At 64.4% G+C, this 18,829-nt stretch carries 16 protein-coding genes; 2 read left to right on the top strand and 14 right to left on the bottom strand.

Going from position 1 to position 18,829, the window contains the following annotated elements:
• Positions 1–22: 22 nt before the first annotated feature.
• Positions 23–1,477, bottom strand: a complete 1,455-nt coding sequence (locus MKD38_RS12650; protein ID WP_252677263.1) for a M81 family metallopeptidase — start codon at positions 1,475–1,477, stop codon at positions 23–25.
• A gap of 50 nt (positions 1,478–1,527) precedes the next feature.
• A complete protein-coding gene (locus tag MKD38_RS12645) occupies positions 1,528–2,694 on the bottom strand; it encodes an NAD(P)/FAD-dependent oxidoreductase (RefSeq protein WP_252677261.1) in 1,167 nt (388 codons plus the stop codon).
• Positions 2,695–2,881: 187 nt separating this feature from the next.
• Here MKD38_RS12645 and MKD38_RS12640 point away from each other — a divergent pair, with 187 nt between their 5' ends.
• Positions 2,882–3,619: a helix-turn-helix domain-containing protein gene (locus tag MKD38_RS12640; RefSeq protein ID WP_252677259.1), complete on the top strand. Its 738-nt coding sequence runs from the start codon at positions 2,882–2,884 to the stop codon at positions 3,617–3,619.
• Positions 3,620–3,688: 69 nt separating this feature from the next.
• Here MKD38_RS12640 and MKD38_RS12635 read toward each other — a convergent pair whose 3' ends face one another.
• Both MKD38_RS12635 and MKD38_RS12630 read right to left on the bottom strand, forming a co-directional pair.
• Positions 3,689–4,993 (bottom strand): MFS transporter, encoded by a 1,305-nt coding sequence (locus MKD38_RS12635; RefSeq protein WP_252677257.1) that lies wholly within the window; start codon positions 4,991–4,993, stop codon positions 3,689–3,691.
• 109 nt (positions 4,994–5,102) lie between these two features.
• Positions 5,103–5,696: a TetR/AcrR family transcriptional regulator gene (locus MKD38_RS12630; protein ID WP_252677255.1), complete on the bottom strand. Its 594-nt coding sequence runs from the start codon at positions 5,694–5,696 to the stop codon at positions 5,103–5,105.
• Positions 5,697–5,975: 279 nt separating this feature from the next.
• On the opposite strand from MKD38_RS12630, the gene MKD38_RS12625 reads away from it, so the two are divergent.
• Positions 5,976–7,316 (top strand): MFS transporter, encoded by a 1,341-nt coding sequence (locus MKD38_RS12625; protein WP_252677593.1) that lies wholly within the window; start codon positions 5,976–5,978, stop codon positions 7,314–7,316.
• A gap of 25 nt (positions 7,317–7,341) precedes the next feature.
• Here the strand turns inward: MKD38_RS12625 and MKD38_RS12620 are convergent, their stop codons facing one another.
• The 10 genes from MKD38_RS12620 to tssJ all read right to left on the bottom strand — a co-directional run bounded on the left by MKD38_RS12620 (position 7,342) and on the right by tssJ (position 18,654).
• On the bottom strand, positions 7,342–8,349 hold the full coding sequence (locus MKD38_RS12620; RefSeq protein ID WP_252677253.1) for a bifunctional metallophosphatase/5'-nucleotidase: 1,008 nt from the start codon (positions 8,347–8,349) through the stop codon (positions 7,342–7,344).
• Between the two features lie 106 nt (positions 8,350–8,455).
• Positions 8,456–9,370: an Imm71 family immunity protein gene (locus MKD38_RS31230; RefSeq protein ID WP_501985973.1), complete on the bottom strand. Its 915-nt coding sequence runs from the start codon at positions 9,368–9,370 to the stop codon at positions 8,456–8,458.
• 14 nt (positions 9,371–9,384) lie between these two features.
• Positions 9,385–9,516 carry an Imm71 family immunity protein gene (locus MKD38_RS31225; RefSeq protein WP_501985974.1) on the bottom strand — a complete coding sequence of 44 codons (132 nt, stop codon included), beginning with the start codon at positions 9,514–9,516 and terminating at the stop codon, positions 9,385–9,387.
• 131 nt (positions 9,517–9,647) lie between these two features.
• Positions 9,648–10,052 carry a hypothetical protein gene (locus MKD38_RS12605; protein ID WP_252677252.1) on the bottom strand — a complete coding sequence of 135 codons (405 nt, stop codon included), beginning with the start codon at positions 10,050–10,052 and terminating at the stop codon, positions 9,648–9,650.
• A 182-nt stretch (positions 10,053–10,234) separates the two neighbouring features.
• Complete coding sequence (locus MKD38_RS12600) at positions 10,235–11,290, bottom strand: Imm71 family immunity protein (protein WP_252677250.1); 1,056 nt, start codon at positions 11,288–11,290, stop codon at positions 10,235–10,237.
• A gap of 23 nt (positions 11,291–11,313) precedes the next feature.
• Positions 11,314–12,816: a hypothetical protein gene (locus MKD38_RS12595; RefSeq protein WP_252677248.1), complete on the bottom strand. Its 1,503-nt coding sequence runs from the start codon at positions 12,814–12,816 to the stop codon at positions 11,314–11,316.
• 64 nt (positions 12,817–12,880) lie between these two features.
• Complete coding sequence (locus MKD38_RS12590) at positions 12,881–15,706, bottom strand: type VI secretion system Vgr family protein (protein ID WP_252677246.1); 2,826 nt, start codon at positions 15,704–15,706, stop codon at positions 12,881–12,883.
• Positions 15,707–15,784: 78 nt separating this feature from the next.
• Positions 15,785–16,579: a type IVB secretion system protein IcmH/DotU gene (gene icmH / locus MKD38_RS12585; RefSeq protein WP_018007531.1), complete on the bottom strand. Its 795-nt coding sequence runs from the start codon at positions 16,577–16,579 to the stop codon at positions 15,785–15,787.
• The gene (gene tssK / locus MKD38_RS12580) at positions 16,576–17,922 is read right to left on the bottom strand and encodes a type VI secretion system baseplate subunit TssK (protein ID WP_252677245.1); all 1,347 of its coding nucleotides are present in this window, start codon (positions 17,920–17,922) and stop codon (positions 16,576–16,578) included. Before tssK ends, icmH begins: the two co-directional genes overlap by 4 nt.
• A gap of 39 nt (positions 17,923–17,961) precedes the next feature.
• The gene (tssJ, locus tag MKD38_RS12575; RefSeq protein ID WP_252677243.1) at positions 17,962–18,654 is read right to left on the bottom strand and encodes a type VI secretion system lipoprotein TssJ; all 693 of its coding nucleotides are present in this window, start codon (positions 18,652–18,654) and stop codon (positions 17,962–17,964) included.
• Positions 18,655–18,829: the final 175 nt, after the last annotated feature.

The raw sequence follows: 18,829 nt of genomic DNA, 5'->3' as shown, positions 1-18,829 counted from the left end.
ATCGCAGTCAGGCGGCCGGCGCTCAGGCCGCGGCGCTGTCCAGGGGCCACTTGGGCCGTTGGATCTTGCGATAGGGCAGGGTCGTGAGGTCAAGCGTGACGGCACCCGGGGCGCCTGCGTAGATCACGTGACTTGCCACTTTGGAGAAGGACGCATAGAAGTGCTGCGAGGACTTGACCACGATGATCTGCTTGCGCGCCAGGTCACAGCCCAGCTGGGTGAACATGTCCGTACCCATGGCCTGGTTGCGCAGCGTGATCAGCACGATGTCGATGCCGTTGGCTGCCACCAGCGCGCAGTGGCCCATCTGCACCGGCGTGTCGGACAGTCCGGTCATCACCATGTCGGGCAGCAGGGCCTTGACCGTGCAGTCCAGGTCCAGCGGGTCGCCTGATAGCGGACTGATCTTGCCGCCGATGCGCATCGGCAGGCGCGCACCCACGCCGGCATCGAAGGCGATGCGCACCGCGATCGGGTCCCACATCGGGCCGACCGCCGCATTGCCGATGCCGCGTTCGATCATCCGGCGCAAGATAAAAGTGGAGTCGCTCGCCGCGCCGCCGCCGGGATTGTCGGCGCCATCGGCCAGCACCACCGGGCCGCCGTCGCAGGCCAGCGCCTCGTCGAGCGAGGTGTCGATGTCCGGGTAGCGCACCATGAGCCCGTCGCGCATGGCGATCAGTTCGTCGGCCAGCTGCCGCGCCAGCGCATCGGCCCTGGCCTGGTTGCCGTCGGCGTAAACCAGCACCTTGGTGCCCATCTCCGGCACATCGCCCCATGAAAACCCATGCGCCACCGACACCGACAGCACGCCGTCGCGCCCTTCCAGCGACTGGATGCGGTCGATGAAGCCGCGCGCCGGCTCGCGCGAGGTGTGGACCGTGACGATCATCTCGCAATCGACCACCGCCGCCACCGGGCGAACCTTGCCTTCCACCGTGGCCGCGCACAGGTCGACGAGTTCCAGCGCGCGTTCCAGTACGTCGGTATGCGGGTATTCCTTGAAGGCGACCAGCACGTCGGCGTACGCTGTCATCTCGGGCGTCAGGTGGCAGTGCGGGTCCAGCTCGGCGCCGATCACCACCTCGGGGCCGACGATGGCGCGCACACGCTGCAGCAGGTCGCCCTCGCAGTCGTCATAGCCATCGGCCACCATCGCGCCGTGCAGGCCGAGCAGCACCATGTCCACCGGCAGCGCCGCGCGCAGGTCGGCCAGCAGTTCGTCGCGCAGGGTTTCGTAGGCATGGCGGGTGGTGGTGCCGCTGGGCTGCGCGCCGGCCACCATGCCTTCGCACAGCTGCCAGCCGCGCTCCTTGCCGCGAATCCGTGCTGCCCACAGCGGCCCTGAGAAAAACGTCATCTGGTCAGGATGCTGGCCGGCCGCGAAGTAGCCGCGATCCCTGAAGGAAGACAGGCCGGTGGGCATCGGCGCAAAGGTGTTGGTTTCGGTGGCGAGGGAGGCACTGAAGACACGCACGATGGTTGGCTCCTGGTCAGTCGGGGATTAACGGTTGGGGAAAGCGCGATTCAGGCCGAAGCGGCCAGGCGGCGCAGGCGCGCGGGCCCAAGCATCTCGGCGCTCAGGCCGAACGACGCGGGATGCGCCGGCACCGGCAGGCCGCGCGCCAGCGCGGCACAGGTCTCGCCCATGGCCGCCGAGGTCTGGATGCCGTAGCCGCCCTGGCCCGCCACCCAGAAGAAGCCCGGCACGGCGTCGTCGAACCCGCCCACCAGGTCGCCGTCGGCGACGAAGGAGCGCAGCCCGGCCCAGGTGCGCGCGGGACGGCGGATCCTGAGCGAGGTCGCGGTCTCGATGCGGTCGATGGCGAGCGCGATATCCATTTCCTCGGGCTGGACGTCCTGTGGCTCGACCGGGTCGGCATTGGCCGGAGAGCCCAGCAGCATGCCGGCATCGGGCTTGATGTACCAGTCCTCGTCGGCGCCGAAGACCATGGGCCAGCCGCTGGTGTCCATGTCCGCGGGCGGCGCGAAGACAAAGGCAGAGCGGCGGCGGGGTTCAATCCCAAGCGGCTGCACGCCGGCCAGCCGCGCGATGACGTCGGCCCAGGCGCCGGCGGCGTTGAGGACCACCGGGGCCTCATATACCGTCCCGCCAGCCTCCACGCGCCAGTGCTCCCGCACGCGTGCCATGGCCGTGACTTCGGCATCGCACACCAGCTTGCCGCCGGCCTGGCGCATGCCGCGCAGGTAGCCCTGGTGGATCGCGTCCACATCCATGTCCGCGGCTCCGGGCTCATAAACGCCGCCGAGCAGTTGCTCCGCGCGCAGCGCCGGTACGCGCTCGCACGCTTGCGCGGCGCTCAGCAGGCGGGCGTCGGGATCCACGGCGCGCACCACGTCCCAGTGCGCGTCAAGCAGATGCTGTTCGCCGGGGCCGGCGACCATGAGCGCGCCGCGCGGCGTGAGCAGCGGGTGCGAGGCAAAACCCGGCGGCGGATCCTGCAGGAAGGCGCGGCTTGCCATCGTCAGCGCGCGGACCTGCGTGGTGCCGTAGCTTTCCATGAACAGCGCCGCGGAGCGGCCGGTCGAGTGGTAGCCAGGCTGGGCCTCGCGCTCGAGCACGATGACCCGGCCATGCGGCGCGAGCCAGTACGCGACGGAAGCACCGGCGATGCCGCCTCCGATGATGAGGTAGTCGGCTGGAATGGGTGAGACGGCGTCAGTCGGGCACATGGATCGGATCGAAAAAGCGCACTTGCGGGGGCGCTCGTGCATTCGGAATTGCGAGGGAGTGTAGGCAAGAATTTGCGGATATGCAAATTGCGGATACGCAAATCTTGCGCTAAGGTGTGCGGCAGGGGAGGAGCCTTTGCGCGGTCTCCTCTGTTAGCATTCCGTCCAACTGAAAAAGGACGCAGGCTTGAAAACACACACCGCCCCGGGACGCGGCAGCGGCATCGGGATCGATGGCGGCGAGTCGCACACGCTCGACCGCGAGACCTTTGGCAAGCGCCTGCGCTCGGCGCGCAAGGCCTTCGGCTGGACGCTGGCGCACCTCGCCGAACTGTCGGGCGTGTCGATCACCACCATCTCGCGCGCGGAGCGTGGGCAACTGGCCCTGGGCTACGAGAATTTTGCTGCGCTGGGCCAGGCGCTGCAGATGGACATGGGCTCGATGTTCGCGGGTGCCGGCGCGAAGACTTCGCCGTTCCGCGGACCTGTCGTGACCCGGGCCGGCGAGGGCGTGACCTACCGGGGATCGTCGCTGACCTATGAATTCCTCGGCACGGAGGCCGTCGGCAAGCAGATGAGCCCGGTGGTCGGCACCGTGCATGCGCGCCGCATCGAGGGCCCCGGTGACTTCTCGCGCCATCCCGGCGAGGAGTTTGTCTATGTGCTCAGCGGCGAGATCGAAATCCATTTCGACAACGGCGAGAAGCTGCACCTGGCGCGGGGCGATGCGTTGTATTTCGATGCCCGCATGGGCCACGCCTACATTAGCGTAAGCCGGCAGCTCGCCCGGATCGTGGGTGTGACCACCAGCGAAAGCAACTTGATGAAGTCGGCCCAGGCGACAAAGGCGGCGGCGGCGCCGAAACGGACCGTCGGCCGGTCCCAGGGGAAAGCGGCCGCGACCAGGGGGAAGGGCAAGGGCTGAAGGGGCCGAGCCCGTGCTTTGGGGTTGCAGGGTGAAGCATGCGTTGCGGAGCCCCAATGTGGTGGTGGATCAGGCGCGCACCGCCTCTGCCGCCGTCGCGGCACGCGCGCGGCTGACCATCAGCGCCATCAGCGCGGCCACCAGGCACGCCGCGCCCGCGGCATACAGCGCCGGCGTATAGGTCAGCAGCAGCGTACGGCTCATCCCCGCACCGAACGCCGCCACGGCCGCGCCGATCTGGTGCGCCGCGAAGATCCAGCCGAACACCATCGGCGCGCGCTCGCGCCCGAACGCCGTGGCCGCCAGCTTGACCGTCGGCGGCACGGTGGCGATCCAGTCGAGACCGTAGAACATCGCAAAGATCGACAGCCCGTACAGCGTGAAGGTGGAGTGCGGCAGCCAGAACAGCGACAGGCCGCGCAGCGCGTAGTACCAGAACAGCAGCTTGCGGCTGTCGTAGCGGTCGGAGAGCCAGCCCGACAGGATGGTGCCGACAAAATCGAATGCGCCCATCATGGCCAGCGCCGACGCCGCCGGCACCGGACCCATGCCGAAGTCGCCGCACAGTGCGATGAAGTGGGTCTGGATCAGGCCGTTGGTGCTGAGGCCGCAGATGAAGAAGGTACCCGCCAAGACCCAGAAGGCCTGGGTGCGCGCCGCGTCGCGCAGCACACGGAACGGGCCGCTCAGCGTGAACGGCGTAGCAGCCTGCGGTGTGGGTGGCACGGCCGCGGTCGCCGGCACTTCGCCGAACGCGGCCAGGCCGACATCGGCGGGGCGGCTGCGCATCAGCCCGAACACCAGCAATGCCAGCACCGCGCACGCCGCCAGCACCGGCATCACGGCCACGCGCCAGCCCATATGCTCGATCAGCCAGGCGGCTACCGGCAGGAACGCCAGCTGCCCCGTTGCGGCGCTGGCCGTGAGGATGCCGATGACCAGGCCGCGCCGTGCGCTGAACCAGCGGTTGGCCACCACGGCGGCCAGCACCAGCGCGGTCAGCCCTGAGCCGACGCCGAGCATCAGGCCCCACGCCACGAAAAGCTGCCACAACTCCGTCGACACCGTGGCCAGCGCCATGCCGCCGGCAATCAGCGCCAGCGCGGCACAGACCACGTTGCGCACGCCGAAGCGGTCCATCAGCAGTGCCGAAAACGGCGCCATCAGCCCGAACAGCGCAAAGCGGAACGCCAGGATCGACGAGATCTGGTCGGTGTTCCAGCCCATCTCCCGGCTCAGCGGCTGCAGGAAGGCCCCGGGGAGGCCAAGCGCGGCCGAGGTGGTGAGCATCACCAGGAAGGTCAGCGCGGCGATCAGCCACGCGTAGTGGATGCCGCGCCGGTCGAGCCGGCGGGAAAGGGCTTGGGCGAACATGGGGCTCTCGTGGTCTCGGTTTCGGTGCGGGTCGGAAAGGGCAAAGGCAGGGCATCCCGCTGCGTTCGGCCGCGGGTTGTCGGTCAATCTTCAGGGAAAAAGTCCGCTACTAGGCGTTGCCGTCCAGCAGATGGGTTCGCACTGCGTTCAGCATCTCGTCGGAGAGCGGATCGCCTTCGGTGGCGCGCGCGAGCGTGAGGGCGCCGACCAGCAACGCCATGCGCACCAGCGCCTGGTCGTGGCGTTGCTGCGGATCGTCGGACGCCACGGTCTGCGCCATGTCATCGATCATGGTTCGCAGCCCTTCGGCATAGGCCTGGCGCACCGGTTTGCCGGCGGGCTCGCGGGCGACATCGACGGCCAGCGCGGCGGCCGCGCAGCCGACGCCTGGGTTGGCGCAATGCGCGGCGGTCAGGTAGGGCTCGACCAGGTTGGCGAGCATGGCCTTGCGGTCGCCGCCGGCGCGCGCGAGGCGGCGCTCCCAGCGCGCGGTCGACTCCTCGAACGCGCGCTTGCAGGCCTGCGCAGCGAGCGCGTCCTTCGAGGCAAAGTGGCCGTAGAAGCCGCCATGGGTCAGGCCGGCGCCGGCCATCAGCTCCGCCACGCTGACCCCGTTCAGGCCGCGCTCGCGGAACAGCCGCGACGACGCTTGTTCGATCGCCTCGCGATTCTTGTCGGTTTGCTCGCGTGATGCGCGTGCCATCTGGGACCTCGGTGGGGAATCAGGCTTTGGCGAAGTTTAGATGACGGGCATAATTTATTCAATAGATGTTGAGCATAATCTATCGAGGGTCGAAGACTTAAATGTGCATACATATGAATGCCTCTTCAGCAGGGTGAAGGGTTTTCCCGTATCGTCTTGCCCTGACGATCGCCATTCGCCAACGGTGCGCCCCCGCACCGCCGACCCCGGACTTGGCGGCAACCGGTAAAGACAGTGTCCAGCACAGCCCCCCTCCAGACCGCCTCCGCGGCCGACGCCATGACCTCGCGCGAGCGTCGCGGCATGGCCGCCATCCTGATCGCCGTCGCCCTCGCCACGCTCGATACCGCCATCGCCAATACGGCGTTGCCATCGATTGCGGCGGACCTGCGCGCCACCCCGGCGGCCTCGGTGTGGGTGATTAACGCCTACCAGCTGGCGATGGTGGCGACGCTGCTGCCGTTCGCCGCGCTGGGCGGCGTGGTCGGCCATCGCCGCATCTACCTGGGCGGCGTGCTGCTGTTCACGGCCGCGTCCGTGGTGTGTGCGCTGGCATGGTCGCTGCCGACGCTGGCGGCAGCGCGCGTGCTGCAGGGCATCGGCGCGGCGGCCATCATGAGCGTCAACACGGCGCTGATCAGCGCGATCTTTCCCACGCACCGGCTTGGCCGCGGGCTGGGGCTGAATGCGCTGGTGGTCGGGGTTTCGTTCGCGGTGGGGCCGACGGTGGCGTCGGTGATCCTGTCGTTCGGCACGTGGCCGTGGCTGTTTGCCGTCAACCTGCCTATCGGCCTGCTGGCGCTGGCGATCGGGCGCGGCTCGCTGCCGCAAACGGCACGCAGCACGCACGGTTTCGATCGTGTGGCAGCGGTGCTCAGCGTGATTGCCTTCGCCGCGCTGATCCTCGCGCTGGGCGAGGGCGGGCAGCGCGCGCCGCTGCACTTGTCGCTGGCCGCGGCCGGGGTCTTCGTGGTGGCGTTCGGGCTGCTGCTGTGGCGCGAGCGCGGCCATCCGGCGCCGATGCTGCCGGTGGACCTGTTCCGGCGGCCGATGTTCGCACTGTCGACGCTGACCGCGGTGTGTTCGTTCGCGGCGCAGGGCCTGGCCTTTGTGTCGCTGCCGTTCTACTTCCAGCACGTGCTGGGTCGAGGGCCGGTGGAGACCGGCTTCCTGCTGACGCCATGGTCCGTGGTGGTGGCGCTGATCGGGCCGCTGGCCGGGCGCCTGTCTGACCGCTATCCGCCGGCCGTGCTCGGCGGCGTGGGCCTGGCGGTGCTCAGCGCCGGCATGCTGTCGCTTGCGATGCTGCCGGCCGATCCCAGCGCGCTCGATATCGGCATCCGCATGTGCGTCTGCGGTGCGGGCTTCGGCTTCTTCCAGTCGCCCAATCTCAAGGCCCTGATGACCAGCGCCCCGCGCGAGCGCAGCGGCGGCGCCAGCGGCGTGGTGGCCACGGCCCGGCTGCTGGGGCAGGCCACGGGGGCGGCGCTGGTGGCATTGTGCTTCGGCATCGCCGGCGACCACGGGCCGGGTCTGGCGCTGGCGTTGGGCGCGGCGTTTGCCGGCGCCGGTGCCGTGGCCAGCTGGATGCGGCTGGCGGCTGCTGCGCCGCGGTCGTAGCGGCGCGGGCCCGCCGCTCGCTCCTTCAGTTCAGGCGCGTGATCCGGTTCGGTGCGCCCGGACTGACCGGGGATTTCGCCCTGAAATTTCTTTCGAAGACATCGATATCGACCGGCCCGGCTTGCTGGTTCGCGCCTTGCGTCAGCACCGTGAAATTGTCGCCGCCGGAGGCCATGAAGTTGTTCACCGTGACGCGGTAGCGCTTGGCCGGGTCGATGGCGACGCCGTTGAGCCGTAGCGATGCCGGGTCGACGCGATTGCCCTGTCCCGCGGCGGCGCCTGCCGGCTTGCTCGCGTCCCAGGTATAGGTAAAGCCGCTGGAAACCTGCAGCACGCGACCACCCGCAGGTTGAGGCGCCTCCCATTGCTGTTCCAGCAGGCGCAGGATCTGCGCGCCGGTCAGGTCCATCGTCACCATGCTGTTGCCGAAAGGCATCACGGCATCGAGCTGCCCGAACGTGGTCTGGCCATTGGTGGCGGTGTCGTACGTCAGGTTCTGGCGCAGCCCGCCCGGATTGGTGAAGGCGATCACCGCCGGCCCGAACGACGCATCGGACGTGCCGGCCAGGTAGGCATCCGCCACCAGGTCGCCCAGTGCCGACTCGCCCGCCGCAGTCTGGGTGCGATCGATGCTCGCGGTGATGGCGCCCACCACCGCGTTCTTGATCGGCGCCGTCAGTTCGACGTAACGCCTGACCATCGCATCGACCACGCTGTCCTTCGGCAGCACCGTATAGCCGGCAGGCAGCGGGATCGGCTTGCCCTGGCTGTCCTTGATCACCAGATCGTTGACCGCCACGCGGTTGTTCGCCAGCTTGGAAGCGACCCGGCGCGTGGCCGGATCGATGGTGATATCGATTTCCGTGGCCAGCCGGCCGTAGAAGCCCGTCTGCGTCAGCAGCTTGCCGTCCGGCCGGGTGCAGACATAGTCCTGGTGGGTGTGGCCGCTGATCACGATATCCATGGCGGGATCGAGCTTGTCGGCGATCGACACGATGGCACCGGTCAGTCCCGGGCAGCTCTTGTCATTCACCGTGCCCGCCGTGGTCGACCCGCCTTCTATGCCTGACTGCCGGTCGGGTCACCTGGTCTCAGTCCGCATTCAAGGCTCCTTTAACTCGGCCTCAATCTGCCCACAATTATGTCTTTGCGAACAGCCAGCGTATAGGTTTTCCCTCGTGCATTGGTAGCGGCGCCCCCACTTCCATCATAATGCTAATCTGCAAATCATGCTCAGCAAGCCATTTACCGGATTTGGTTGCTGGCTGCCCTGTTTCGGCCCAGATAAGAGGATCGGATGTGTCGGTGACCTTCTTTTGTTCGCGCCGGATAGGAGTATCTGGCTTAAGAAATATATAATTGTGCTCTTCATTGGGCACAGTACCGTCTTCATAGCGGTTGTCACGCCAGAGCAGGCGCCAAACCGTATTGACTTCTGGATTGTCGTCTTTCGTTTCCAGCGTTGCCTTAGGAGCAATAGAGTCGCCGTGTAGATAGTTCATGCACCCCGTGATTGCGAGAGGCGGCCCGGTAACGGTTTCGCTAAAAAAAAAATGGCTCAGAACCTGAGATTTTCGTGCTTCGACTGGCTCCCAGATTCCTGAATGCGGCACCGGCTTACCAGTTGCCACCAAAATTGGATCTTTTAGATCCGGAACCTCTGGTAGAAATGAAGGAAAATGCCTTGTCGGTAGATGTTGCTGTAGCCAGACGCCGTACACCGTATATGCAGCGTCATCGAGGTTCTGGCTTTCGAGAATATCCGGGGCACATTCTGCCCATGCATCGGTAAGTTCGGTCAGAGTATCGTGAAACGCAGTCCATCCCGGCGTATTGCCCTCATCAATCGGTGGATGTTCACCCCAATCGATGCGCATCAGGTAATTCACCCAATGTGAGAGAGATTGGTTGGCCATTGCGAATTCCCCATTGGCATCGTATTTGAAAACTCGCCTATCGCCGCGCTTTAGTCGCAATACGGCCTCTTCGCAATGAGCAAAGCCGTGGAGAATCCGAAGGTAGTGTGATTCGGATACTCTTGTAGAGTTTTCCACTCCCACCTTGCTAGCTAAGCGTCGGCAGTTTCCGCCGCATTACACCAGGCTTCGTAAAAGGAGTAAATCCGGTTCCATGCAGTATAGGAACTGGCCTGCTTGAGCCAATAGAATATTTGCCTGCGCTCATGGTCCGAAGGCAGCATCACTGATGCATTAAGATTGTTGTAGCTAGTCATTGGCTGATCGCGACTTCTCGATTTTCCTTCGTTGCCCGCTCACGTGCTCCCAGTCGTAGAGTTTGTGTCGCCCCAAGTCCGAGGGTTTTGATGTAACCTCAAATCCCGTTTGCATCTTTCCACCCGGTTGGCATGACTTTAAACGTAGATTTATCAAGAAAGAAGAACGCTTGGGTGGCGCCGCCGGGTAGATATTGAGGAAGATCTTTTCCCCTCTGTTCGGACACCGTACCGACCACAGCCTTGGGTCCAGATTTTTCTCCAATCTGACCAACTACTACATATCCATCACGATTAAATTCATCGAGCACAGCGGCGCGTTCCCGCCATTCCTTTGCGCTCTTAGGTGCTGAGCCGAGTCCCCACCATGCTCCGCCAGGATAGCTCTTACCAATCTTGACGTTGTGAGTCATACTCTCAGGACCGAAGAGGCGAAAAATGCTTTCACCCTGCCTTAGGCTGCGGTTTACCATGCGACCACTATATGCGGCAACTGCCGACATGTTTCCATCAGAATCTAATTTTGCTGTTAAATCGGGATATCCCGGCTCTGATCTATAGTATTTATGCAGGCCCGCACCCGTTCCAATAACAGCTGCACCCTAGCTGGGGCAGGGTGCAGTCTGTCGCCTTGATATCCTAGACCCATCGCAATTCGGTGAGTTTGACCCCGGACCAGCGGCCATTACACTTTCGCTAACAACCAACGTGTTGCCCGGCCTTGGTGCATTGGCAATTGCTCTCCCGCTTCAACGGTAATGCTCGTCAGCAAATCGTGCTCTGCCAGCCATCGGCCGGAATGCGGTGCCGGGCTTCCGGTTTCAGACCAAAGGAAGGGATCCTCTGTTGCGGATGACGTCATGTTGGACGTGGATTCCGCCGGATCGGGTCTCAGGAAGACGTAGTCCTGCTCCTCTGCGGGGATGGAGCCATCTTCGTAACGTGTATCACGCCACAGCAGACGCCATGTAACGGCTGTCTGGACAATGTCATCGCCGGTGTCTTGACTTGCCTGAGGTGCAGGTGAGCCCCCATGCAGGTAGTTCATGCAACCTGTAATTTGAAACGGTCCTTTGGGTCTTTGTGGCTTCCTAAATAGGGTAAAGCTATTTGTCTTCGGGGCGTCAACCGGTTCCCAAATTCCGGAGCAGGGAATTGTCCGCCCCGTGTGTACCAGAATATTTTCCTCTGGATCGGGTATCTCCGGTAGGTCCGTCGGGAAGTGCATTTTCTGGAGATAATCCCGCGTCCAGTTGCCATAGGAGAGCGGTGCTGCTTCATCCACCCATCGGCTTTCAAGGATGTCCGAGCATTCCCCCCATGCCTGTGCCAGAGCATAGAGTGCCGTTCGGAATTGACTCCATCCAGGGGTGTTATTATCATCAATGACCGGATGCTCGCCCCATTCGATTCGAACCACGTAGTTGCCCCAATAGGCATGGGGACGACCCGCCATTGCGAATTCCCCGTTTACGTCATACTTGAAGATTCGTTTGTCGCCGTGCCTGAGGCGCAGTACCCCGTCCTCACAATGGGCGAGACCTTTCAGACATTCTATGTGATCCGACTCGGCAACACTTGAGGATTCTTCCTTTCCACTAAGACTGGCCAGGTGCCTGCAGTTTTCGGCAGCTTCTGCCCAAGTTTCATAGAAATCGAGAATTCTCTTCCATGCGGTGTAGGAACTGATTTGCCTGATCCAGTGAAATATCTGGCGGCGCTCGTGGTCGGTGGGGAGCAAGACCCTGCAATGTCGATTTTTGCTCATGGCGTTACTAAAACTTCCCGATTGTCTTTGGTTGCTCGTTCACGAGCGCCCAGCCGTGCTGCTTGTACAGTGCCCGCACCAGGGTTCCTCGAGTACCCCCACACACCGTTCGCATCCGTCCATCCCGTTGGCAAGATTCTGAAAATCAAGCCATTAGAAGCATCAGTCCAAGTGATCGGCCTGCCGGATTTCATTACGTCAGCGCCAATCCTCTCAAGCTGTGCCGTCACAGATTTGTCAAGAGCGAAGAAGGCTTGCGTCGCGCCACCAGGAAGGTACTGGCCTGCCAGCTTCTGGCCCGTTTGCTCGGAGACGGTTCCGACAACCGCCTTGGGACCAGTCTTGCCGTTGATCCTGGCGGCTACAAGATAGCCGTCACGATTGAATTCATCCAGTACTGCTGCCTGTTCACGCCACGCTCTGGCAGTCTTCGGCGGGGAGCCGAGGCCCCACCATCGACCACCCGGATAGGAGTCACCAATTTTCTGACCATGGGTGGTGCCTCCGGGGCCAAAGAACCGGAAGACTTCTTCACCTTTCTTCAATTCGCGATTTATCATCCTGCCACTGTAGGCCTGAATGGCTGGATAGAACTTGCCGTCGGGCGACTTGTGCTCGGTCAGATTGGGATATCCGGCAGCGGGCTGATATTTGTGCCTCCAAGTTGCGGGGTTGCGCACGACTGCCTCGTTCTGCTTCCATCCGCCCTTAGCGGATCGCACAGGCAGGGCTCCGTCCTCAATCAGCCGCGCCTCATCCGCCCGAGTAACAATGCGCTCGCCAGTCGCCACTTCATGCAGCGTCTTCCTGCTTGTCGCCTCACCCCCTGAGCGAACGTAGGCTTGAATCTCCCGCAGATACTGATCCAACTCCTTGATCGCCTTGGGGATCATCTCATTTCCCTTGGCCTTGAGCTGGGTAACGCCGTGGCGCAAGGCATCAACTCTCCGCGCCAACCCTGAAGGCAGCATGGCACCACCCTTGGCCTTAGCCTTGCCAAGCACGGTATAAAGTGTGTTCATCAGGGCGCCAAACCTTTCCAGAATCGCAGCCTGATGGTCAGCGAAGCGCAGCTTCAGCAGCCATCGTTCGGCATTCTTGATGCCGATTCGATTCAGGAAGGCAATGATTTCATTGGCGCCTTCAAGCAGCTTCGCGGCTCGCGCAGCGCCCTTCAGGGCAGCGGCTTCCTTGCACACTTTGATCAGAATGCGGCCTACGCCCTTGACGACGCCGCCAAAGACGGGGATCAGTGCAACGATGAGCACGACCAGCAGCACCCATTCCCAGGTACTTTCCCGCTTCTCCGGCTTGTCGACCAACCCGATAACGACGGCGATGATATCGCGGACAGCAGTGACATCGCCGACCAGTGGAATCATGCCGATGACGGCATCGACAAGTATCTGCGAAAAGCTTGCCTTCTCATTGAAGGCGCCCTGGACAGTGCCCCACGTCCAGCTTCCGACATCGGCACAGATGGCACGAAAGCGGCTCAATGTGAGCCCGCCTGGCGGGCTTGTATTAGCAACTGGAGGCATACGTACGTCTTTCTGTGGTGAACTAGACGGACTTCTCTTCCGCATCTGACGGAGTGGACAGATATTTGTCCACCAAGCCGGCAAGCGTCGTTTCCGTGGGATTAGGGTCGTGATTGGGCGTCGGTGTCTTGTCTTTGCGTTCGAAGGCGCCTGGCATCGGGCCGAAGCTGACCTGCACGGGCCCCGGAGGAATGCCTTCAATGACGGCGCGTCCCTGCGCATCGAGTGTTCCCTGACGTTGAGAGCCGTCAGCCAACTTCGCAAAGTATTGGGCGCCTGCAAGGCCTTCGTCGTCGTGATATCGGTGATCGAGCATTAGCGTCGAGGGCGACATCGCCCCCACCGGCAGCGCCACCAACTCCGCCGGACTCCCCCCAGCCCCCACCAACGGATGCCCAGCCCCCTTCACCGACAACAACCCCGGTGTCTCAAACGTAATCGCATTCCCGTCCAGCACGATCCGCGACGAGCCACCGTGCAGCACCACTTTCTTCTGCGCCAGCACCTCGATGCCGTCGGTCGATGAAGTCACCGTCACCGCCTTGTCCGCCATCACCGCCAGCGCATCGGTGTGGGCCTGGATGGAAACCGGTCCACCAGCCGCAATGGCGCGAATCCCATTGTGCTGGCTGAACAGGCTCACGCCCTTGGCCGCGGCCGCGGCGACGGTGTTGCCGGCGCCGACATGCCAGTCTGCCTGTGCCAGTCCCAACAGGTGGCGTCCGGCAAAGATGCTGGTGGTGGCCTGCGTGGCCAGCGCAATCGAGCTGGGCGATTCCGCGACGAGCCATGGTTGCCCGAAGTGCTCGGCAGCGGTGCCGGTATCCGGGCGCGTGGCGTCCTGCTCGTTGACGCGGTCCGGATAGCTGCCGTCCTGCTGCGGATCGATGGCCTTGGTCAGCGGTTCGAAAGCGGCGATGGCTCCCAGCGGCAGCGCCTGCTGCGAGGTGGCGGCATCGGACAGGCGCTGGGCGGTACGCTCGGCGGCGGTGATTTGTCCGCGGGCTTCGCGGATGTCGAGCATGGTGCCGGCGGCCCTGGCCTGGACCGTGGTCGACAGCAGCAAGCCGTTGCCGGCGCGCACGATGGCCCAGGCGTCGGTGCGCAGTTCGGCGCCGGTGCCGCGCCAGGCGCCGCGTTCACCGCTGGCGGGGGCCTGCGCGATGACGTAGCCAAGGTTGAGCTGGGTGTCGGCGGCCGAACTGGCCAGGCGCATGCGCAGCTGGCCGGTGTTGTCGTCGACGATCCACTGGTTGTAGCCGCCGTCGCCAAGGTTGTGCGAATGCCAGCCGGACAGCGCTGTGTTCAGCGGGGCATCGGTGGTGGGCCAGGGCAGGGCGTCCTGTTCGTTGTGCAGTTGCGCCACCACCATTGGGCGGTCGATGTCGCCATCGAGGTAGGTCAGCATGACCTCGGTGCCGGCGCGGGGGAGGTGATGCGCGCCCCAGTTGGGGCCGGCCGCGGCCGTGGCCACGCGCACCCAGGCGGTGACCTGGCTCAGGTCGTCCTGGGCCGGGTCGGCGGCGGTGTCGGCTCTGGGGTCGGCCATCGGCGCACGCAGCCAGGGCAGGCGCACGCGCACGCGGTGATCGCGCTCGGTGGTCAGCGGGGCCCCGCCTTCGGCGATGACGACGGCAGGCTGTCCTTCCGGTGCGGTGGGCTTGGGCGAGTACACCGGCACGATCGGGGCATCGGCGCGCACGGCTTCGAAGCGGTTGCGGTAGCTGCCCGCCTCGATGTCGGACAGGCCCAGCAGCAACGCCACCTCGGCCCCCAGGTTGTTGGCCGCTTCATGGCGCACGGCCAGCGTGACGAATTCGTTCGCGGCGGTGTCGAAGTGCCCGGTCAGCGTGAAGCGTTCACCGGCGCCCAGGGCGCGGACGCTGCCTTCTCCCTCGTAGCGCAGGTAGCGGCTTTCATGCGCTTGCGCGCGCAGCTGCGCGGCGCGGCGGGCGGCGTCGGCGTCGGGGAAGCGGTACGTGCCGCGCGATTCGAAGGACTCCAGCGTCGGCCATTCGCCCAGGCTTTCGCTGCCGGCGTCGCCGGCGGTGGCGGCCAGGGACTTGTAGTCCCATGAAGCGACGGTAACGGCGTTGGTGCCAGTGGCGGCCTGCAGCGACCAATGGTCGATGGCATCTTCGCGCTCGGTGGCGTCGCTGCGGTGGAAGCGGATGCTGGGCTGCGCGCAGGCGGGGCGTTCGGCCTGGTTGTCGAAGATCACCAGGCAATGGCGGGACTGGGCCTTGTCGTCCTGGCCAGACGCCTCCGCGTTGTCCTGCTGATGCTCGAAGCGATAAGACAGGCCTTCTTCCGCCAGCAGCCGCGTGACAAAGGCAAGATCGGTTTCGCGGTACTGGCAGCAGACCGAGCGCATGCGCAGCGGCTGGCTCACCGCCGTGCGGAATTGGGCCAGCGGGTAGTCGGCCAGCACGTCTTCGACGATCTCCAGCGCGGTCTTGTCCTGGTAAACATAGCAATCGGTGCGCGCGCGCAGGCGATCGAACCAGGTCCCCACTGTCAGCCGGTAGCGAGCCAGGCCGCCGTCGCCGCCGATGGCCGCGCAGCTCTGCACATAGCCGTGCCAGGCGCGGCGCGTGCCGTCGGCCAGCATCAGCCGTAGCGTGATTTCCTCGGTGGCCAGGCGCGCGGTGTCCAGGTGTGCCGACGGGCTAAGGCAATCGATCTGCAGCTGGAACGGTGTGCAGACACCCTCGCGCGCGACAAAGCGCTCCACTACCAGGTCGTCGGCGGTAAGCGCCGTCTCCAGCGTGATCTGGCGCGTGCGCTGGCCCAGCAGCCCGGACAGGGCGGCCATCGCGGATGACGGGTAAGAGGACAAGGGCTTCATCGGAGCAGGGTCGCGCTAGAGGATTCGGCATGCGGGCCTGGATACGGCAGGACCGCCTTCGATGGCATCAACGCGGCATCAAGGCAGCGAGATGGTCAGGTGCGAATAACGCGGCCCCAGCTTGATCACCTGCGAGTAGCCCTGCAGCGTGTCGCTGGTCTGCGAGCGCAGCGTGGTCGACAGCCCCAGGAAGGCCAGCAGTGCGATCAGTGCAAAGACCGCGCCGAAAATCCACAGCGGGGTTTCGCGCTTGAGTGCGTGCGAGATCTTGTCCGGGATCGGCCATTGCGGCGCAAAGGCGGCGCGCTTGCCCTTGATCGCCGAGATCTCGTCGCCAAGCCGCGCGGTCAGGTATGCCAGTTTCTCGGGCCCTTCGAGGATGTACTTGCCGCGGAACCCCAGCAGCAGGCACATGTGGAAGACTTCCAGCGCCTGCAGGCGCGGCGCGCCGTGCGCGCGCAGTTCTTCCAGCTTGGTGAAGAAGCCTTCGCCGGCCAGTTGCTCGCCGAACAGTACCAGTTGCAGCGGCCGCCGCTCCCACGTGCTGCGGATGCTGAAGTTCGACGCCAGGATGGTCTCGTCGATGGCGGCGCAGAACGCGTACTTGGCATCGAAGATGTCTTCGGCCGCCACGTTGAGCCGCTTGGCGCCGCGCTCGAAATCATCGAGGAAGTCGCGCACCTTCTGCAGGAACTCTTCGGCGCTGCCCGGCTGCTGGCCATTGCGCAGGAGGAACAGCATGAAAAAGCCATCGTAGAGCAGGTCCAGCAGCGTGCGGGCGTGCATGGCGCCGTCGGCCGAGCCTGCGGCGGCGGGAGAGGGCTGGCCGGCCGGCGAGGCGCCGAACAGCGAAGGCGTGGAGGTAGCGCTCATGAGGTCACCGCTATCAGTTCAAGTTTGAGTTCCCGGATGCCGGCCGGGGTGTAGATGGTGATGGTCTGTGCCTGCAGCATGCGGTCGTAAATCGCGCCGCGTGCCTCGATCGCGAAATAGCAAGCGCCCGGACGCACCGGGATCGCGGGCGGCACCTGCGGCGTGTAGGTCAACGGCACGCCCGGCATCGACGACAGCACCAGCTTGTCCACATCGTCCGGGGCGCCAACCTTGAAGCGGCTGGGGATGGCCTCGACCAGTTCGGCCACGGGCATGTCCGCGCTGACCGACAGGTAGAAACTGGTCTTGTCGTCGATCTTGCCGGAATCCAGGCGCCCCAGATGGAACGAGGGACGGGTCTCGTCCAGCGCGATCGAGAAGTAGCGCGTGGAGATGACGGTATCGAGCAGGTCGCGGATGATGCTGTCCAACCGCGCAAAGACCGGGCCCGGACTGTCGTGGTCATAGATCGGAAGATCGGCCAGCGTGTGGCTCTTCGAAAAGGTCATCAGCGCGCCGGCCAGGCGCAGCATCTCCTGGAACAACCGCTCGGGATGCAGTTCGGGATGGTGGAACAGGTGCGCCAGCGCAGCGAAGGAGGCGTTGGCAGTGTGCAGCAGCCAGAACGACGCGATATCGCCCGAGCGGAACTCAATAATGTTCTTGGTGGGTTCGCGATGGAAGCCGTACAGCGCATTGACCTTGGCCTGCAGCGCATCGATCAGCCGCCGCAGGCGCAGGTACAGCACGGCCGACGCATTGATCGACAGGCTGGGGGCGACAAAAGTCTCGTCCAGTTCAAAGCCGCCGGTCGCGGCGCGCCGGATGCGCACGACCGGCAGGGAGATGAACTGGTCGCGCGGCTCGGACTCGGCCACCAGCCGCACCGCCTTTTTCAGGTAAGTGATGGCGGCCGGCTCGGCTTCCGTGAACAGGTCCGACGTTTCGGTCTGCAGGCCGACATAGCGGGACGACAGCGATCCTTCCACGTCGTCGCGGTAGTTGCCGCCGGCGTCGTGCAGCGGCTGCAGCGTCAGGTAGAAGGTCAGTTCCGAAGTGCCGGCGGGAATCGCGTCAAGTACCACCGGCGGTGGCAGCTCGTCGGCCTGGGGCGCGGAATACAGCTCGCCGTCGGGGAAAAACAGCGACAGCTCGGTTACGCGTAGCACCCCGCTGGCGAGCGCATCAGTGTCAAAACTGGCATTGCGCACGCCCCAGCCGTAGGGCTGGATCACTTGCGCGGTGGCGTGCAGGCGCGACTCATGATATGCGTCCTGCCGCTGGAAATGCTGGGGCCGCAGGAAGAGGCCTTCGCCCCACAGAATCTTGGCGGAATAACTCACGTTTGCCTTTGTTGTCCTTGTTGGTGCCTGTCGGCTACGTCAGGTGCGGCAGCCGGCTGCCGAGACCAGGTTCAGATTGCTGCTGGCCGCGGCGCCGGCCGGCGTGATGGCATCGCCCACGGTCAGCGTCATGGCGCAGGCGTGCAGACCGATGGTCACGCCGGACTTTTCGCTTCTGGCGCTGTCGAACGCGAACTTCCAGCGCTGCGGGGCAGGGCTGCGAAACAGCGCCACCACGCCGAAGGTGCCCGCCTCGCGCGTGATCTTTTCCACGATTTCATAGCGCTGGCCAGGAATTAGAGTCATCTCTCTAACTTGTACCAGGTCAGCGCCGAGTGTCTTCTGCTCTCGTTGCGGGTCGATGAAGGTATCGAACGGCGCCTGCAGGAAGCTGGTGGGATCTTTCAGCTTGTAGAGCCGCACCACAATGGCGGCCGGCCGGTTATCGGCTGCTGCATTGAGGTTGTTGCCGGCGTACAGCTTCAGCGGGACTTCGCGGGGCGGCTTCTGTGATTCCGGCAGGTTGGACGGCTTGAGGCCAACAGCCTCCAGCGCGCCGCTGGCTGCGCCGGCCAGCAGAGTGCCGCCGACCGAGCAGCCTGTCAGCGCCACTATGCAAACGGCCGCGGCCAGGCCCGCGCTCAGCCTGACGCGCTGGCCTGTGACGTGGTGGCGCCGGGCGTGAGCGGCGGGCTCGCTGTACGGCTCCCGACTGAATTCAATTTGTCGCATGACAGAAGTAAGAACTATCTAATTCAGCAGACGGAGACTTATCCGACAAAACGGTAGAGAACTACCAAAAAGTACTAATGCTGACAATATCCGCCGATCTGTTGTCAGCCGTAAGCGGCAGAGTGTACTATTCCGGCCAATTCGGGTTCAACACAGTTCTGACATTATTGGCATT

It is taken from the genome of Cupriavidus sp. WGlv3 (assembly GCF_023952475.1).
In the GTDB taxonomy this organism is placed as follows: domain Bacteria; phylum Pseudomonadota; class Gammaproteobacteria; order Burkholderiales; family Burkholderiaceae; genus Cupriavidus; species Cupriavidus phytorum.
The sequence above is the reverse complement of the archived record's forward strand: the minus strand, read 5'-3'. Positions and strand labels throughout refer to the sequence as shown.